Origin of the sequence: Streptomyces sp. NPDC060198 (genome assembly GCF_042728415.1) — a bacterium.
Lineage (GTDB): Bacteria > Actinomycetota > Actinomycetes > Streptomycetales > Streptomycetaceae > Streptomyces.
This window is the reverse complement of record NZ_JBHWZJ010000198.1, coordinates 1-13,277: the sequence shown is the minus strand read 5'-3', so window position 1 is coordinate 13,277 and position 13,277 is coordinate 1. Positions and strand designations below refer to the sequence as shown.

11 protein-coding genes are annotated in these 13,277 nt (G+C 72.6%); 4 read left to right on the top strand and 7 right to left on the bottom strand.

Annotated features, from left to right (window positions below):
- Nucleotides 1-82 precede the first annotated feature (82 nt).
- The gene (locus ACFWEP_RS22370) at nucleotides 83-1,909 is read right to left on the bottom strand and encodes an FUSC family protein (protein WP_387372152.1); all 1,827 of its coding nucleotides are present in this window, start codon (nucleotides 1,907-1,909) and stop codon (nucleotides 83-85) included.
- A 306-nt stretch (nucleotides 1,910-2,215) separates the two neighbouring features.
- Complete coding sequence (locus ACFWEP_RS22365) at nucleotides 2,216-2,416, bottom strand: antitoxin (protein WP_387372150.1); 201 nt, start codon at nucleotides 2,414-2,416, stop codon at nucleotides 2,216-2,218.
- Between the two features lie 456 nt (nucleotides 2,417-2,872).
- Here ACFWEP_RS22365 and ACFWEP_RS22360 point away from each other — a divergent pair, with 456 nt between their 5' ends.
- Nucleotides 2,873-4,141 carry a D-arabinono-1,4-lactone oxidase gene (locus tag ACFWEP_RS22360; RefSeq protein ID WP_387372149.1) on the top strand — a complete coding sequence of 423 codons (1,269 nt, stop codon included), beginning with the start codon at nucleotides 2,873-2,875 and terminating at the stop codon, nucleotides 4,139-4,141.
- 49 nt (nucleotides 4,142-4,190) lie between these two features.
- Here ACFWEP_RS22360 and ACFWEP_RS22355 read toward each other — a convergent pair whose 3' ends face one another.
- Nucleotides 4,191-5,207: an MASE1 domain-containing protein gene (locus tag ACFWEP_RS22355; protein WP_387372147.1), complete on the bottom strand. Its 1,017-nt coding sequence runs from the start codon at nucleotides 5,205-5,207 to the stop codon at nucleotides 4,191-4,193.
- Nucleotides 5,208-5,256: 49 nt separating this feature from the next.
- Nucleotides 5,257-6,084, bottom strand: a complete 828-nt coding sequence (locus tag ACFWEP_RS22350; protein WP_387372145.1) for a PP2C family protein-serine/threonine phosphatase — start codon at nucleotides 6,082-6,084, stop codon at nucleotides 5,257-5,259.
- Between the two features lie 209 nt (nucleotides 6,085-6,293).
- On the opposite strand from ACFWEP_RS22350, the gene ACFWEP_RS22345 reads away from it, so the two are divergent.
- Nucleotides 6,294-7,157, top strand: coding sequence for an acyl-CoA thioester hydrolase/BAAT C-terminal domain-containing protein (locus tag ACFWEP_RS22345; protein ID WP_387372144.1), 864 nt, complete (start codon nucleotides 6,294-6,296; stop codon nucleotides 7,155-7,157).
- 29 nt (nucleotides 7,158-7,186) lie between these two features.
- Here ACFWEP_RS22345 and ACFWEP_RS22340 read toward each other — a convergent pair whose 3' ends face one another.
- Complete coding sequence (locus ACFWEP_RS22340) at nucleotides 7,187-8,452, bottom strand: amidohydrolase family protein (RefSeq protein WP_387372143.1); 1,266 nt, start codon at nucleotides 8,450-8,452, stop codon at nucleotides 7,187-7,189.
- 249 nt (nucleotides 8,453-8,701) lie between these two features.
- Here ACFWEP_RS22340 and ACFWEP_RS22335 point away from each other — a divergent pair, with 249 nt between their 5' ends.
- Nucleotides 8,702-10,345 carry a glycoside hydrolase family 43 protein gene (locus ACFWEP_RS22335; protein WP_387372141.1) on the top strand — a complete coding sequence of 548 codons (1,644 nt, stop codon included), beginning with the start codon at nucleotides 8,702-8,704 and terminating at the stop codon, nucleotides 10,343-10,345.
- Between the two features lie 17 nt (nucleotides 10,346-10,362).
- Nucleotides 10,363-10,785, top strand: a complete 423-nt coding sequence (locus ACFWEP_RS22330) for a cytidine deaminase family protein (protein WP_387372140.1) — start codon at nucleotides 10,363-10,365, stop codon at nucleotides 10,783-10,785.
- A 54-nt stretch (nucleotides 10,786-10,839) separates the two neighbouring features.
- On the opposite strand, the gene ACFWEP_RS22325 is transcribed toward ACFWEP_RS22330, so the two are convergent.
- Together ACFWEP_RS22325 and ACFWEP_RS22320 are read right to left on the bottom strand one after the other, a co-directional pair.
- Nucleotides 10,840-11,220 carry a hypothetical protein gene (locus ACFWEP_RS22325; protein WP_387372138.1) on the bottom strand — a complete coding sequence of 127 codons (381 nt, stop codon included), beginning with the start codon at nucleotides 11,218-11,220 and terminating at the stop codon, nucleotides 10,840-10,842.
- 371 nt (nucleotides 11,221-11,591) lie between these two features.
- Nucleotides 11,592-13,217 carry a CehA/McbA family metallohydrolase gene (locus tag ACFWEP_RS22320; protein WP_387372136.1) on the bottom strand — a complete coding sequence of 542 codons (1,626 nt, stop codon included), beginning with the start codon at nucleotides 13,215-13,217 and terminating at the stop codon, nucleotides 11,592-11,594.
- Nucleotides 13,218-13,277: the final 60 nt, after the last annotated feature.

Genomic DNA, 13,277 nt, shown 5'->3' with positions numbered 1-13,277 from the left:
GTGACCCTCGGCGTGCTGGGCGCCTCCGTGCTGGAGTCGTCCCTGCTGCGCCCCTCGCCGTGGATGTGGCTGGGCGGGGTCTTCACCCCGCCGTCACCGACACCTTCGCCTCGTGCCCCCGCGGCCGGAACACACCCGCCCGCGCGGCGTCGAGAGCGGACAGCCGGGCGGTCAGCCGGTCGGCGTACGGGCGGGACAGCCCGGCCGTACGCCCGTCGAGGTGCACGGCGCAGGCCGTGGTCGTGTCGATCAGCATCTCCAGCGCCTGGGCGACCTCGGCGGACCCTGCCGTACGCCGGGCCACCGGTGGCAGTTCGGCAGCCGACAGATCGATCGCGTTCCGAGCCACCGCGAGTGACCGGTAGGCGTCCCGGCGCAGGTCGCCACGCCGCTCCCCGTCCTCGGGATGGTCCAGCACATGACGCAGGTACCGGTGCGCGGCCGAGGCCGACGTGTCCAGGGCCGAGCGCACCGAGTGCACCCGCTGACCCGGCATCCGCACATGGCCGATCACCAGCACCAGCGCACACGCCAGCAACGACTCCACGACCCGCCCGGCACCGGCTGAGGGCTCACCCGTCAGCAGCACCAGCGAGAGCACGAGCACGGTGACGACGGCGGTCTGGGCCGCGAAGTGCCGACTGGCCACGGGGAGGAGCGCGCCGCACACCGCCACCGCTCCCACCGCGACCGCCGGCCCGGCGAACGGTGCCAGCAGAGCGGCGAAGAGAGCGGCTCCGGCCACAGTCCCGACCGCCCGGCACAGAACCCGTGACGCCAGCGGCCCGAGATCGGGCTTGACCAGGAACACCGCGGTCGCCGGCAGCCAGTACCAGTGGTCGTGACGGAGCACCTGGGCGAGGGCGGTGCTCGTCCCGCAGCACAGGGCGACCCGGATGCCGTACGCCCGCCCGGCGGGGCCGAAGGCGCGCCGCAGGAGGGACGTACGGCCGGACGCTTCGCCGTTCCGCACCAGGCGCCCCTCCCGGTTGTCGAAATCGGCGGCGGCACGCAGCAACGCCTCGTCGAGAGCCCGCAGCCCCGATCCGGACCGGACCGGCGCGGGAAGCGCACCGCAGGGAGTGCCCGTGAGAACGGCCCGCGCCAGCCGGTCGGGCCCCTCGGCGATGCGCGCGGGCAGCGGTTCCCCGGCCCAGGCCAGCGCGGTCGCCGCCTCGGCCAGGGGGAACGCGGCGGCGTACCGGGCGTGCAGCCGGCGTTCGGCCGCGGAACTCGCGCGCCGTCGCAGCCTCGGCCCGGACAGGGTGTCCTGCGCGTGGTCGAGCGCGCCGCTCAGAGCCGCGCGACGGCCGGGCGCGCGGTCGCTTCCCGCGGCCCTGAGCAGATCGGCGACGGCCGTGTACACCGCCGCCACGGCCTCGCGCTCACCGTCGAGGACGTACGGAGCGTCTCCTTTGGCCCGGGAACGTACCGGGGAGGGCAGCACCAGCCTCAGCACGAGCAGCCACACCGCACCCACGAGAAACAGAGCTGCCCGCTCCCAGCCGGGCTCGGGCAGCGGCATCCCGGCACCGATCACGGCCGTCACCAGCACATGGGTCCCGCAGGAGGAGGCCACCGGCCCGGTCGAGCTGAGCGCGCCCGCCACGAGTCCGAGCACGCCCAGCGCGAGCGGCAGGACGACCAGGGAACGCCCGCCGCCGGCGATGTCCCCGAGCCAGGTGCCGAGGAACAGCCCGAAGGAACCGGTCACCGCCGGAAGCCCGAGCCGCAGCACCGCGCCGCGGCGGCTGCCGGGCCGGTCGTTGATCCCGGCGAGCAGGGCCCCCAGTGCGGCGGGCACCCCCAGCGTCGGTCGGTCGGCAAGCACCGACAGCAGCAGCGGCAGCACGGCCGGACCGCCCCGCAGCACGGCGCCCCAGGGCACCGGGGCGCGCTGCATGTTCATGACGTGCCCGAGCCAGCGAGGCAGCGGGCGCGAACGGTTCGGGAGGAGGAAGGCGGGCAAGGCGGTGCGGAACACGGGGCTCCCGTCCAGCGGTGACGTGGTGCGCCGGTGGACGTCCTCGGCCCTGGCTTTGCGCACCAGCGTAGGGGAGCGACGTGGAGAACGTGCTACCCCGCCGTTTCCGGCACGTGAAGAGCCACGGCGGGAAGGCGCCCGGCGCTCGACGGGGAGGGCCGGGGCGGTACGACCGGCGGCACCGCGGGCGGAGCCGGGCGGACGACGGACCGAGTCGGCCCGCCGCGGCTCCTACCGGCGCGGCGGATTGTCCCCGCCCCGCTCGCCCTGAGCACCGAACTGCCGCTTGAGGCTGTCCTGAGCCGAGTCGACCTGGCCCTTGTACTTGTCGCCGGTCTTCTTGTCGACCATGTCACCGGCCTTGTCGACGGCCTTGCCCGCTTGGTCCTCGTGGCCCTTGAGCATCTTCTTGATCTTGTCCATCGCCGACATGACGTGTCCTTTCCGTCGTCGTCCCCCCTGGGTCCTCTCAAGGTTCGCCGCACCGCGCCCGCTCCGCATCCCCGGTCGCATGCCGGGATGCGAAGCCGGCACCGGCGCGGAAGTGTGAACACTGCCCACCTGGGCACATACCGGTTGACCAACAGGAGGTGGTGGCAATGGGCCGCATCAGGATCGTCCGTCGTCCGCCGCAGCCCTCGGGGCCGCCCCCGCTCGACCTGCGTACGCCGTCCGGCCGGCCGCTTCCCTACTGACGAGGCGCGGAAGGTGCCGGACGTCACCCCACCGGCACCTCGTTGCCCGGAGTCGGTGACTAAGCTCCGTACGTATGATCGATCATTCTCTTCCGCGCTCGTGTCCCGAGCGAGGAACCGCCGCGTGCCGGCCGGTTGCCCCGCTCACCACCGCCCTCATGGTCCGACGGGCCGCGCGACGGGGGAGTACCGCGTGAACGCGCCCGAGCGGAACTGGGCCAAGAACGTCACCTTCGGTGCCCGGAGCCTGCTGACCCCCACTTCGGTGGAAGAGCTGCGCGACATCGTGGGAGCGTCCACCGAGATCCGTGCACTCGGCACCCGGCACTCCTTCAACGAGATCGCCGACACGCGGGGCGACCTGGTCTCCGTCGCCGGGCTGCCCCGGGTGGTCGACATCGACTCCGCCGCGCGGACGGCCACGGTGAGCGCCGGACTGCGGTTCGGGGAGCTCACCGGTGCGCTGCACGAGAGCGGCTTCGCACTCCACAACCTCGGGTCGCTCCCGCACATCTCGGTCGCCGGAGCCTGCGCCACCGGGACCCACGGTTCCGGCGTCGGGAACCGCTCGCTGGCCGGAGCGGTCCGCGCCGTCGAACTCGTCCGCGCGGACGGTTCCCTGACCACGCTGGAGCGCGACCACCCCGACTTCCCCGGCGCGGTGGTGTCCCTCGGCGCGCTCGGCGTCGTCACCCGGCTGACCCTCGACCTCGTCCCCACCTTCGACGTCCGGCAATGGGTCTACGAAGACCTCCCCCGCGACCGGGCGGTGCACGGGTTCGACGAGATCATGGCCGAGGGCTACAGCGTCAGTCTCTTCACGAGCTGGCGCGACCGACCCGTCGACCAGGTGTGGGTGAAGCGTGCCGTGCACGGTGAGGACGCGTACGAAGCCCCGGCCGAGTGGCGCGGCGCGGTGCTCGCGGACGGGCCCCGCCACCCGGTTCCCGGGATGCCCGCCGGCAACTGCACCCCGCAGCAGGGGGTACGCGGCCCCTGGCACGAGCGGCTGCCCCACTTCCGCCTCGAATTCACCCCGAGCAGCGGTGAGGAGCTGCAGTCGGAGTACTTCGTGGCGCGGCAGGACGCCCCCGCGGCCTTCGAGGCGCTGGAGCGCATCCGGGACCGCGTCGCGCCGCTGCTGCTGATCGCCGAGATCCGGACGGTGGCGGCCGACGACCTCTGGCTGAGCCCCGCCCAGGGGCGCGACTCGGTGGCCTTCCACTTCACGTGGAAGCCGGACGCGGCGGCCGTCACCCCGGTGCTGCACGCCGTCGAAGAGGCGCTGGCCCCCTTCGGCGCACGGCCCCACTGGGGCAAGGTCTTCCCGATGGGCCACGGTGACCTGCGTGGCCTGTACCCCGACTACGCCCGCTTCGAGGAGCTGGCCGGCCGGTACGACCCCGAGGGAGTCTTCCGCAACGACTTCCTGCGGCGATTCTTCCCCCGCTCCGGGGACTGACCACCGCACTGCCCCCCCCGCCTCCCCGACCACCGTCCGGCCGGCCGCCTCAGCCGAGCTCGGGCCGGATCGCCACGCGCTCCGAGGAGGAGGGTCGCCGGGCGCGGGCGGCCGAGCGGGGTGTCAGCTCCTCGACCAGCTCCGCCAGTTCCACGCAGGCGTGCTCCATCTCGCGGCGGATGTTCAGCTGTTCCGTGACGAGAGCCGACAGAAGCAGCGAGGTGAGTGTCACCGAGCCGTTGAGCAGGGCGAGATTGAGCATCACCTCCAGCACGTGGTGCCCCCTGAACGGGCCCGCCTGATGCGTCGCCGCGATCACCGCGAGAACGGAGACGAGCAGGGCGCAGGGGGCACTGCCGGGCAGTTGGAAACGGAGCGCCGCCCAGATCAGGACGGGGAACACCAGATAGAGCATGGCGAGCGTGCTCGTCGTCGCGATGAGCGAGGCGCACATCATGACGACGAACAGTCCGACGGCCTCCAGCCAGCGGTCGGTGACGCGGGGCATCCGGGCCCGGCGCAGGACGAGGAGGATGGGCGTCACCACCAGAACGCCCATCACGTCCCCGGCCCACCAGCACGCCCAGACGGGCCAGAACCGCTCCACCGGCAGCTTCTCGCTCAGGACCAGCGTGAAGCACCCCAGGGTGGAACTGACCAGCATCCCGGTAAAGGCACCCAGGAACACCAGAACGACCCCGTCCCGCAGTCGGTCCAGCTCCTCCCTGAAGCCCACCGTCCGCAGGGCCGCGTAGGCCGTCAGGGGCGCGAGCGTGTTGCCGATCAGGATGCCGATTCCCAGGGGCGAGAACGAGCCGCTGATGGTGAGGGTGGTGAACAGGGCCCCGAGTGCGATGCCCGGCCAGATCCGTACGCCGAACTGCAGGAGAGCGGTGAGGGCGACACCGGTGGGGGGCCACAGGGGCGTCACGACCGACTGGTACGCCTCCACCTGTCGGAGCAGCCCCAGGCGGCCGGACAGGTAGTAGGCGGCGGCGACACCCAGGAGCTGGGCGACGGCCACGGTCCGGCGTCTGGCCTTCTCGCTGCGGATCACGGATGCCATCAGACACCGGTCCGCGCACGACACCTGCGGTGACACGCGCGGTGTGCCGTCAGCCGTCCGGGTCGCCCCCGTGCCGGAGGACGAGAAAGGCGACGTCGTCCTCGTGGCCCGTCATGTCCGCCGCTCCGAGCACCGTCTGGGCGAGCTCCTCGGCGGAGGCGGTCACATGGGCGCTCACCAGCCCGCGGATCGCTTCGAGCCCCTCGTCGAGATCGAGGGAAGGCCCCTCCACCAGTCCGTCCGTCAGCAGGACGACCACGCCGGGGACGTCGAGCGAGCGCCGGGTGACGGGATAGACCTCCCCACTCATGATGCCCAGGGGCAGCCCGCCCGGGCTCTCCGCGATCCCGGACCGCCCGTCGACGGTCGCCCATACGCTCGCCACGTGGCCGGCCCGGGCGGAGTGGAGCTCGTGGGTGTCCGGATCGACCCGGAGAAAGGTGCAGGTGGCGAAGAGGGGAGCGGTGACCGACATCATCAGGTCGTTGGTGCGGCGCATGACCTCACCGGGGTCCGAGGTGCTGCCCGCGATGGCCCGCATCGCGATCCTGATCTGCCCCATGACGGCAGCCGCTTCGACGTCGTGCCCCTGTACGTCTCCGATGGCGAAGCCGAGCGTCCCGTCGGGCAGCGCGAACCCGTCGTACCAGTCGCCGCCGATGTCGAGCCCGTGATGGGTCGGCTGATAGCGGGCGGCGGTCTGCAGACCGGGGACCGAGGGCAACGCGCCCGGGAGCAAGGTGCGCTGGAGCGCCTCGGCAAGTTCCACCCGGGCCTGGTGGAGCTCCACCTCCTGCCGGGCGCGGGCCGTCAGCTGCTGCAGGGTGCCCAGAAGGTCCGCGGCGCTCGCTGGGGCGGGATTCCTCCGGCGAGTCATCGGCTGCTCCAGTGCGGATCGGTCATTGCAGAGTATTTCGGGCGGGCCGGTCCGGCTACCCGGACCGGCTACCCGGCGCTGCCGCGACCGGCGGACAGCCGGCCGTTCCCCGGCGCTCGCCGCCAAACCCCTGCGCCGTACGATCCGAACCGTGCCGCCGTCCCCGCCGCGGGCCCGTCGGCGGCGGGACTCGTGGGAAGGGGATCGGCGTGGACATCCATGAGCGTGCGCTGGACACTCCGTGGGAGGGACTCGTCACCGAGCCCGTCGGAGGCGGCGATGCGGCCGTCCTGGTCCTGGCCGGATCGAGCGGGCGGGTGGACCGGGAGCGGGCACGTCTCCTCGCCGGACAGGGGCTGACCGCGCTGGCGGTGCGCTGGTTCGGCGGGCCCGGGCAGTCGCCGGGCATCTGCGAGATCCCCCTGGAGACGTTCACCGACGCCGTCGGACTGCTGAGGTCCACGGGCGCCCCGCGCATCGGGATACTCGGGGTCTCCAAAGGCGCCGAGGCCGCCCTGCTCACCGCCGTGCGCGACCCACGGGTGGACGTGGTGGTCGCGGTCTCCCCGACCGATTCCGTCTGGTGCAACGTGGGACCGGGCCTCGACGGCCTGCACCGTCCCTACCGTTCCTCGTGGTCCTGGCGGGGACAGCCGCTGCCCTTCCTCCCCATGGACGATTCCTGGGTGTCCGGGAGCCCCGCCGGGGAGCCCGTCGCCTTCACCAGCTGGTACGAACTCAGCCGCCGCACCTTCGGACGGCAGTTTCCCGGAGCCGCGATACCCGTCGAACGCACCCGCGCCGACATGGTCCTCGTGGCCGGCGGCGACGACGCGATGTGGCCCTCCCTCCGGGCCGCCGAGCGGCTGGCCGCCCGGCGGCGCTCGGCGGGCGCGGGCGTCACGGTGATCAGCCGTGCCGACGCCGGCCACCGCCCCCGGTTCCCCGGCGAGAGCGTCCTCCCGGCATCCCCGGCACATCTGCACGGCGGCAGCCCGCACGCGGACGCTCTGCTCGGTGCCGACGCCTGGCCCGCGATCGTCTCCGCGCTCCGGGGAACCCCGGCGGCCTGACCCGGGCCCGGGGCACGCGGGTCCCGCTCTCAGGCCAGCCGGTTCCGGTGGACCCGGCCGTCCTTGACGATGACGGCCAGGTTGTCCTCGGGTGCGCCGAGCAGGCTCAGATCACGGGTGGGGTCACCCTCCACGATCAGCAGGTCGGCCCATGCGCCGACCGTGATCTCGCCGAAGCGGGCCGCCTTGTACGGGTCGCGCTCGCCGCAGAGCCGGAAGAGCGCGGCGTTGCCCGACGTGACCATCTTCAATGCCTCGACGGGCGAGAACCCGAAGGTACCGGCCAGCCGGGTGAGCATCTCGCTCTGGCGGGCCGCCTTGGACGGCTCCAGCAGCAGGTCCGTTCCGAAGGCGATCCGCGTCCCGGCGGCCCGCGCCCACGCATACGTCCGGGCCACCCCGTCGCACACCTCCTTGTTCTTCGCCGTGGACTCCGGCGAGGAGAACGAGTGGTCGCCCTCCAAGAAGGGCTGGGTGCTCAGCCAGACCCCCTCGTCCTTCAGCAGCCGGATGGTCTCCTCGGACGCGAGGTGACCGTGCTCGATGGATTTGATCCCGGCGGCGACCGCGCGGCGGATCCCCTCGTCGCTGAAGACGTGCGCACTGACGTACGTACCCCAGTCGGCGGCGGCCTCGACCGCCGCGCGCAGCTCGTCCACCGTGTACTGGACCACGTCCAGCGGATCGTGCGCGGAGGTCACCCCGCCGCCGGCCATCACCTTGATCTGGGTGGCGCCCCGCTTCAGCTGCTCCCGGGCAGCCGCGAGGACCTGGTCGCGGCCGTCCGCGACCCGCATGAAGCCGATCCCTTCGGCCCGTGAGGGCGCGCCGCCGAACGTCGTGGCGTCGTCGTACGCGCAGGAGAAGTCGCCGTGCCCCGAGGTCTGCGAGAGCGCCGCCTGACTGGGGTAGATCCGCGGGCCGGGATAGGTGCCCGCGTCCAGGACCTGCCGCAGCGCGGTGACGTCCCCGCCCATGTCCCGCACGGCGGTGAACCCCCGCATGAGCATCCGGCCGGCCTCGGCCAGCGCCTGGTAGTAGCCCGAGCCGGTGCTGCCCATGGCGAGCCCCACCTCGGTGTTCCCGGCGGCGAAGAGGTGCACGTGCGCGTCGGTCAGCCCGGGCATGAGCACCCGTCCGCCGCCCTCGATCACCAGTGAGCCGGTCGACGTCGCGTCGCCCCCGATCGCGGCGATCCTGCGGTCCTCGACGAGCACCGACCGAGGTTCGGAGACTTCGCTGTGCAGCCCGTCGAAGACACGGACGTCACGGATCAGGATCGGTGCGGAGCCCATGGGTTCCCTCTCGTCGCGGTTCGAGGGCGCCGGAGGCGGAGCGCGCCTGCCGGGCCGACTCCTCTGCTTACCGTGTGCCCCGCAGCGCGAAACATCGCTCGGCGGGGCCGCCGGTGACACCCGGCCGGGCATCCCACCGGCTCTGCCCGGGCGCGGCGGACGGTTGTCGATGCGTGTGTTCGACGCTAGGTTCCCCCTTGATCATCAGGAACACGGAGCACGGCGACGGAACAGAAGGACGGGAAGCACGTGGGAGACGGATCCGCGCAGGTCGTACGGAACCCCGTGCTGCCCGGTTCTCACCCCGATCCTTCGATCGTGAGGGTCGGCGACGACTACTACCTCGCCACCTCCACGTTCGAATGGTGCCCGGGCGTCCGGCTGCACCACTCCCGGGACCTGGTCCACTGGGAGCCTCTGGGCGGAGCGCTCGACGGTCCGCCGGCGCTCGACCTGACCGGCTGCCCCGACTCGGGCGGCGTATGGGCTCCCAGTCTGAGCCACGCGGACGGGCTGTTCCACCTCCTCTACAGCAACGTGTCGAGCTACACCGGCGGCTTCTCCGACGCCCCCAACCAACTCGTCACCGCCCCCTCGATCCACGGTCCCTGGTCCGAGCCCGTCCCGTTGCACGCGCGCGGCTTCGACGCCTCCCTCTTCCACGACGGCCCCGACAGCTGGATGATCAACCTCGTCCACGACTGGCGGCCCGGGCACGGCGGGTCGGCAGGCCTGGAAGCGACCCGTTACGACCGCGTGACCCGCGCTCTGGTCGGCGAGCCCACCCTTATCGGTCTGCCTCCCGGGGACGGATGGATCGAGGGCCCGAACCTCTACCGGGTCGGCGACTGGTACTACCTCCTGACGGCCGACGGCGGAACCGGCTACGACCACCAGGTGACCGTCTCCCGCTCCCGCACCCTGACCGGCCCGTACGAACGAGATGCGAACGGCCCGCTCATCACCGCGCGCCACAGCCCGGACCTGCCCCTGCAGAAGGCCGGACACGGCAGCCTCGTGACGACGCAGGCCGGAGAGTCCTACCTGGCCTACCTCGTCTCCCGCCCGCTCGGACGGCGCGGACCGTGTGTTCTGGGACGGGAGACGGCCCTGGCACAGGTCACCTGGACTTCCGACGAATGGCCCCGCGTCCCGACCGGCGAACCGGCCCTGGAAGTCGCCGCGCCCATCTCAGCGGGACGGGAAGCGGGCCGCGAGGCCGGCCCGGAGCACACCCCGGCGCCCGGTACTCATGTCGAGGACGACTTCGACCGCCCCACCCTGGGGCCCCAGTGGTCCACCCTCCGGCGTCCCGCCGCACCGGACTGGCTGTCGCTCACCGACCGCCCCTCCCACCTGCGGATACGAGGAGGCCGCGCCCCGCACAGCCTCGTCGGGCCGAGCCTGGTGGCCCAGCGGGTGACCGCGCCCCGCTGCTCCTTCGAAACCACGCTGGAGTACCGCCCCGAGGCGTTCCAGCACCTCGCCGGGATCACCGCGTACTACAACACCCGCAACTGGTACTACCTGTACGTCACCGCGGACGACGAGGGCCGGCCCGTGCTGCGCAGGGCGAGCAGCGACCGGGGCGTGCTGACGGTCGACGAAACCGGCGGGGTACCCCTCGTCGGCCCGACGGTCAGGCTCGGCCTGGGGTGCGAGCTGGACGGCGGGGAACTGCGCTTCCACTACGACACCGGCTCCGGCCGACGCCCCTTCGGTGAGGTGGCCGACGCCACCGTACTCTCCGACGAGCACGCCGAGGATGTCCAGGACGGGCAGGTCAGAGCCATGGGCTTCACGGGCGCCTTCGTCGGACTGTGGGTCTGGGACCTCTCCGGACAGGGCCGTCACGCCGACTACGACCGCGCGACGTTCCGAGCCGAAGCCTGATCCAGGAGGTGGCCGACATGGCTGAAACGACCGGGCGGGCCCGACGCGTCGACGACGAACTCGTCCGGGCGGCCGAACACGTCGCCCGTACACGGTGCCGGGGCGACAACCACACCGTAGCCGCCGCCGCACGCGCCCGGGACGGCCGGATCGTCACCGCGGTGAACGCCTACCACTTCACCGGAGGGCCCTGCGCCGAGCTGGTCCTCATCGGCACCGCCGCGGCCCAGGGTGCGTACGAGCTGGACACCATGGTCGCCGTGGGCGACCGGGGGCGGGGGATCGTCCCGCCGTGCGGCCGCTGCAGGCAGGCGCTCCTCGACTACTTCCCCGCCATCGAGATCATCGTCGGCCAGGGCGACCGCGTGCGAGCCGTCGCCATCGCCGACCTGCTCCCCGAAACCTATGTCTGGGCCGACCACCAGCTCGAAACCGGCTGATCCGGCACGCCGTTCGCGTGGTTCACGCCACCGGCCCGTCGTCGGCACCTCGCGTCAGAGACGGACGACGGCCCAGAGACGCCGGCCTTCCGGGCCCGTCTCCGTGCCGCACCCCTCGACGCCCGGCAGGGCGGTCACCCGGTGCAGGACGTCGTCGCCGTCCGGAGCGTGCCCCGGGGCGAGGGCGCTCCGGTGGGAGAGGACGACCACGCACGCCTGCCCGTCCTGGGCGGAGAGATGCACGCTGACCTTCCGTCCGCCGTCGCCGACGGCGGTGGCGACGAGCAGATCAGTGGCCGAATCCAGAGCCCGGACCGCGACCGGCCCGAGGCGGTGACCCCAGGCGCCGAGCTGTTCGAGAACCTTGCGCCGGGCCTTGCCCGGCACCCATGCGGCGGATTCGTAACTCCAGTTCGCACCCTGTCGGTTCCTCATCCCGACACCGTGCAGGACGGTTCTCCGTACGATCTGTCCCTGCTCCGCGACGTCGCGGGAGAGGTCCGGAGGGGGCGGAGAGAGCGGCTTCTTCGGCGGAGGCGGCGTGCGCGGGGGAAAGCTCGGCGGATTGGGGCCTTCGGCCACGGGCGCGTTCATACGGGGCCTCCCGAACGGTGTGCGGCACCTTCCCGACGGAGTGCTGCCGTTCCGTCAGGGTAGAGCGCTCCGCCCCGGCCCGGGCCGTTTCCCGACTCCTGCTACCGGAACACCGTCACCGGCCCCACACGGACCTCGGCAGGCTCACCCCGGCCGAGGTCCGACGGTCGAGCGCCGCGTGCCCGACACCCGCACCGGGTGCCGACCGGCCGTCAGCGCCGGGACGTCTTCAGGAAGACCGGGTTGGTGAGAGCGGCCATGGGGCCGAACATCAGGGCGTCGCCCATGGTGTTGCCCTGCCCCGCCGAACCGTTCGCCATCGGGTGGCGGACCTCGGCGCGCACGTACGCGGCGAGCGAGGCGGTCGTGCGCCACACCACCGTGCTGGTGCCCTCCGCGCTCAGGGACTCCTGGTGCATCTGGCCCTCGTCGGTGATGAAGCGGACCGTGCCGTTCGGTACGCCCTTCACGTCGAGGCGGACGTCCACCGGCGCGTCGGCGGGCGCTTCGAGGGTCTCGCCGATACCGGCCTGCCGCGCGTCGCCGCTGACGGTGAAGGTCAGCTCCACTGCGGCGGACTCGGCGATCCAGCTGCGTCCGGCGCGGATGCCGTCCATGACCGAGTCCGTCCGCAGGTCGTCGGCGAGCACGACGTTGTGCGGCAGACCGATGACCTGCGGGGCGCTGTGGGCGTCACTGTTGCCCATGGCGGGCACCCAACGGCCGCCCGAGCGCACCGCCTCGCCGACTTTCTGGTCCCAGGTGCTGATGGCGTGCTCGTCGTCGTACGTCCAGGGGCCGGTCCACACCTCGGTGGCGTCGGCGTCGTCGAAGCCGAACTTCCACTGGCTCGCCACGTACGCGCAGTACATGTGGGCGGGCACCACGAGGCCACCGCCGCGGCGGACCTGACGGGCGAAGCGCGGGAAAGCGTCGTCGCGGTTGCGGTAGCGCCAGTCGATCCACTCGCCCGGGGGAAGACCGAGGGCGAGCCAGTGGCCGTTGCGGGTGGTGACCTCCTCACCGGTGATGATCAGCAGGTCGGACCCGGCGTGGTCGCCCCACACCGCGTGCGCGGACGAGGTGTTGTGGTCGGTGGAGACCATGAAGTCCAGCCCTGCCTCCCGCGCACCGGCGGCGACCTCGGCGGGCAGGCGCTTGCCGTCGGAGTGGACGGTGTGCAGGTGGCAGTCGCCCCGGTACCAGGCACGGCCGCGCCCCCTGGCCCGCTGCGGCGGGAAGTTGCGGGGAGCGGCCGGGCCGGGCCGGCCGTAGGTCAGGGTCACCGTGACCTGGTAGTTCAGTCCCTGCGGGGCCACCTGGTACGGGCCGAGCACGATGTGCCAGGTACCGCGGCCGACCTTCCCCGGCAGATAGCCCGCAGTGGCCTCGCCGTTGCCGATCTCGAAAGAGGTACGGGAACCACCGGACCACCCGCGGAAGCCGAGCCCGCCCAGGCCGATGCCGCGCTCGTCGAAGATGCCGATGTCGCAGGAGTTGCCGGGCGTCCCGGAGGGGACCGAGGGCTTGTCGTAGGAGTACGACACGGCGATCTTCGCCACGCCGGACGGAACCTCCACCGGGAGGTAGACGAAGTCGGCCACGCCGGTGGCCAGATGGCCGCTGATGACGTGAGTCGCCTCGGCGGTGTCCGCGGTCGCCCCCGCCGCCCGGGCGGGCTGTGCGAACGCCATGGGGGAGAGGGTGAGGGCAGCCGCACCGGCGACCCCCGCGGCCAGCAGCCCGCGGCGCCCCGGCCCGTCGCCGGGTTCGCCGGTCCGCTCGGCGTCGGGGCGGAGGATGTCCACCTGGTGCTCGCAGTGGCCGTCAAGGCACATGGGTCGTCCTCGGAGAAGTATGGGGTGGTCAGGGCGTGTGTCGCGAATGCGGCGCTGTCC

What these genes read in the sequence shown, in the direction of transcription:
- ACFWEP_RS22370 (WP_387372152.1), bottom strand. Translation starts at nt 1,909, where the DNA reads ATGAACATGCAGCGCGCCCCGGTGCCCTGGGGCGCCGTGCTGCGGGGC.
- ACFWEP_RS22365 (WP_387372150.1), bottom strand. Translation starts at nt 2,416, where the DNA reads ATGTCGGCGATGGACAAGATCAAGAAGATGCTCAAGGGCCACGAGGAC.
- ACFWEP_RS22355 (WP_387372147.1), bottom strand. Translation starts at nt 5,207, where the DNA reads ATGGCATCCGTGATCCGCAGCGAGAAGGCCAGACGCCGGACCGTGGCC.
- ACFWEP_RS22350 (WP_387372145.1), bottom strand. Translation starts at nt 6,084, where the DNA reads ATGACTCGCCGGAGGAATCCCGCCCCAGCGAGCGCCGCGGACCTTCTG.
- ACFWEP_RS22340 (WP_387372143.1), bottom strand. Translation starts at nt 8,452, where the DNA reads ATGGGCTCCGCACCGATCCTGATCCGTGACGTCCGTGTCTTCGACGGG.
- ACFWEP_RS22330 (WP_387372140.1), top strand. Translation starts at nt 10,363, where the DNA reads ATGGCTGAAACGACCGGGCGGGCCCGACGCGTCGACGACGAACTCGTC.
- ACFWEP_RS22325 (WP_387372138.1), bottom strand. Translation starts at nt 11,220, where the DNA reads ATGAGGAACCGACAGGGTGCGAACTGGAGTTACGAATCCGCCGCATGG.
- ACFWEP_RS22320 (WP_387372136.1), bottom strand. Translation starts at nt 13,217, where the DNA reads ATGTGCCTTGACGGCCACTGCGAGCACCAGGTGGACATCCTCCGCCCC.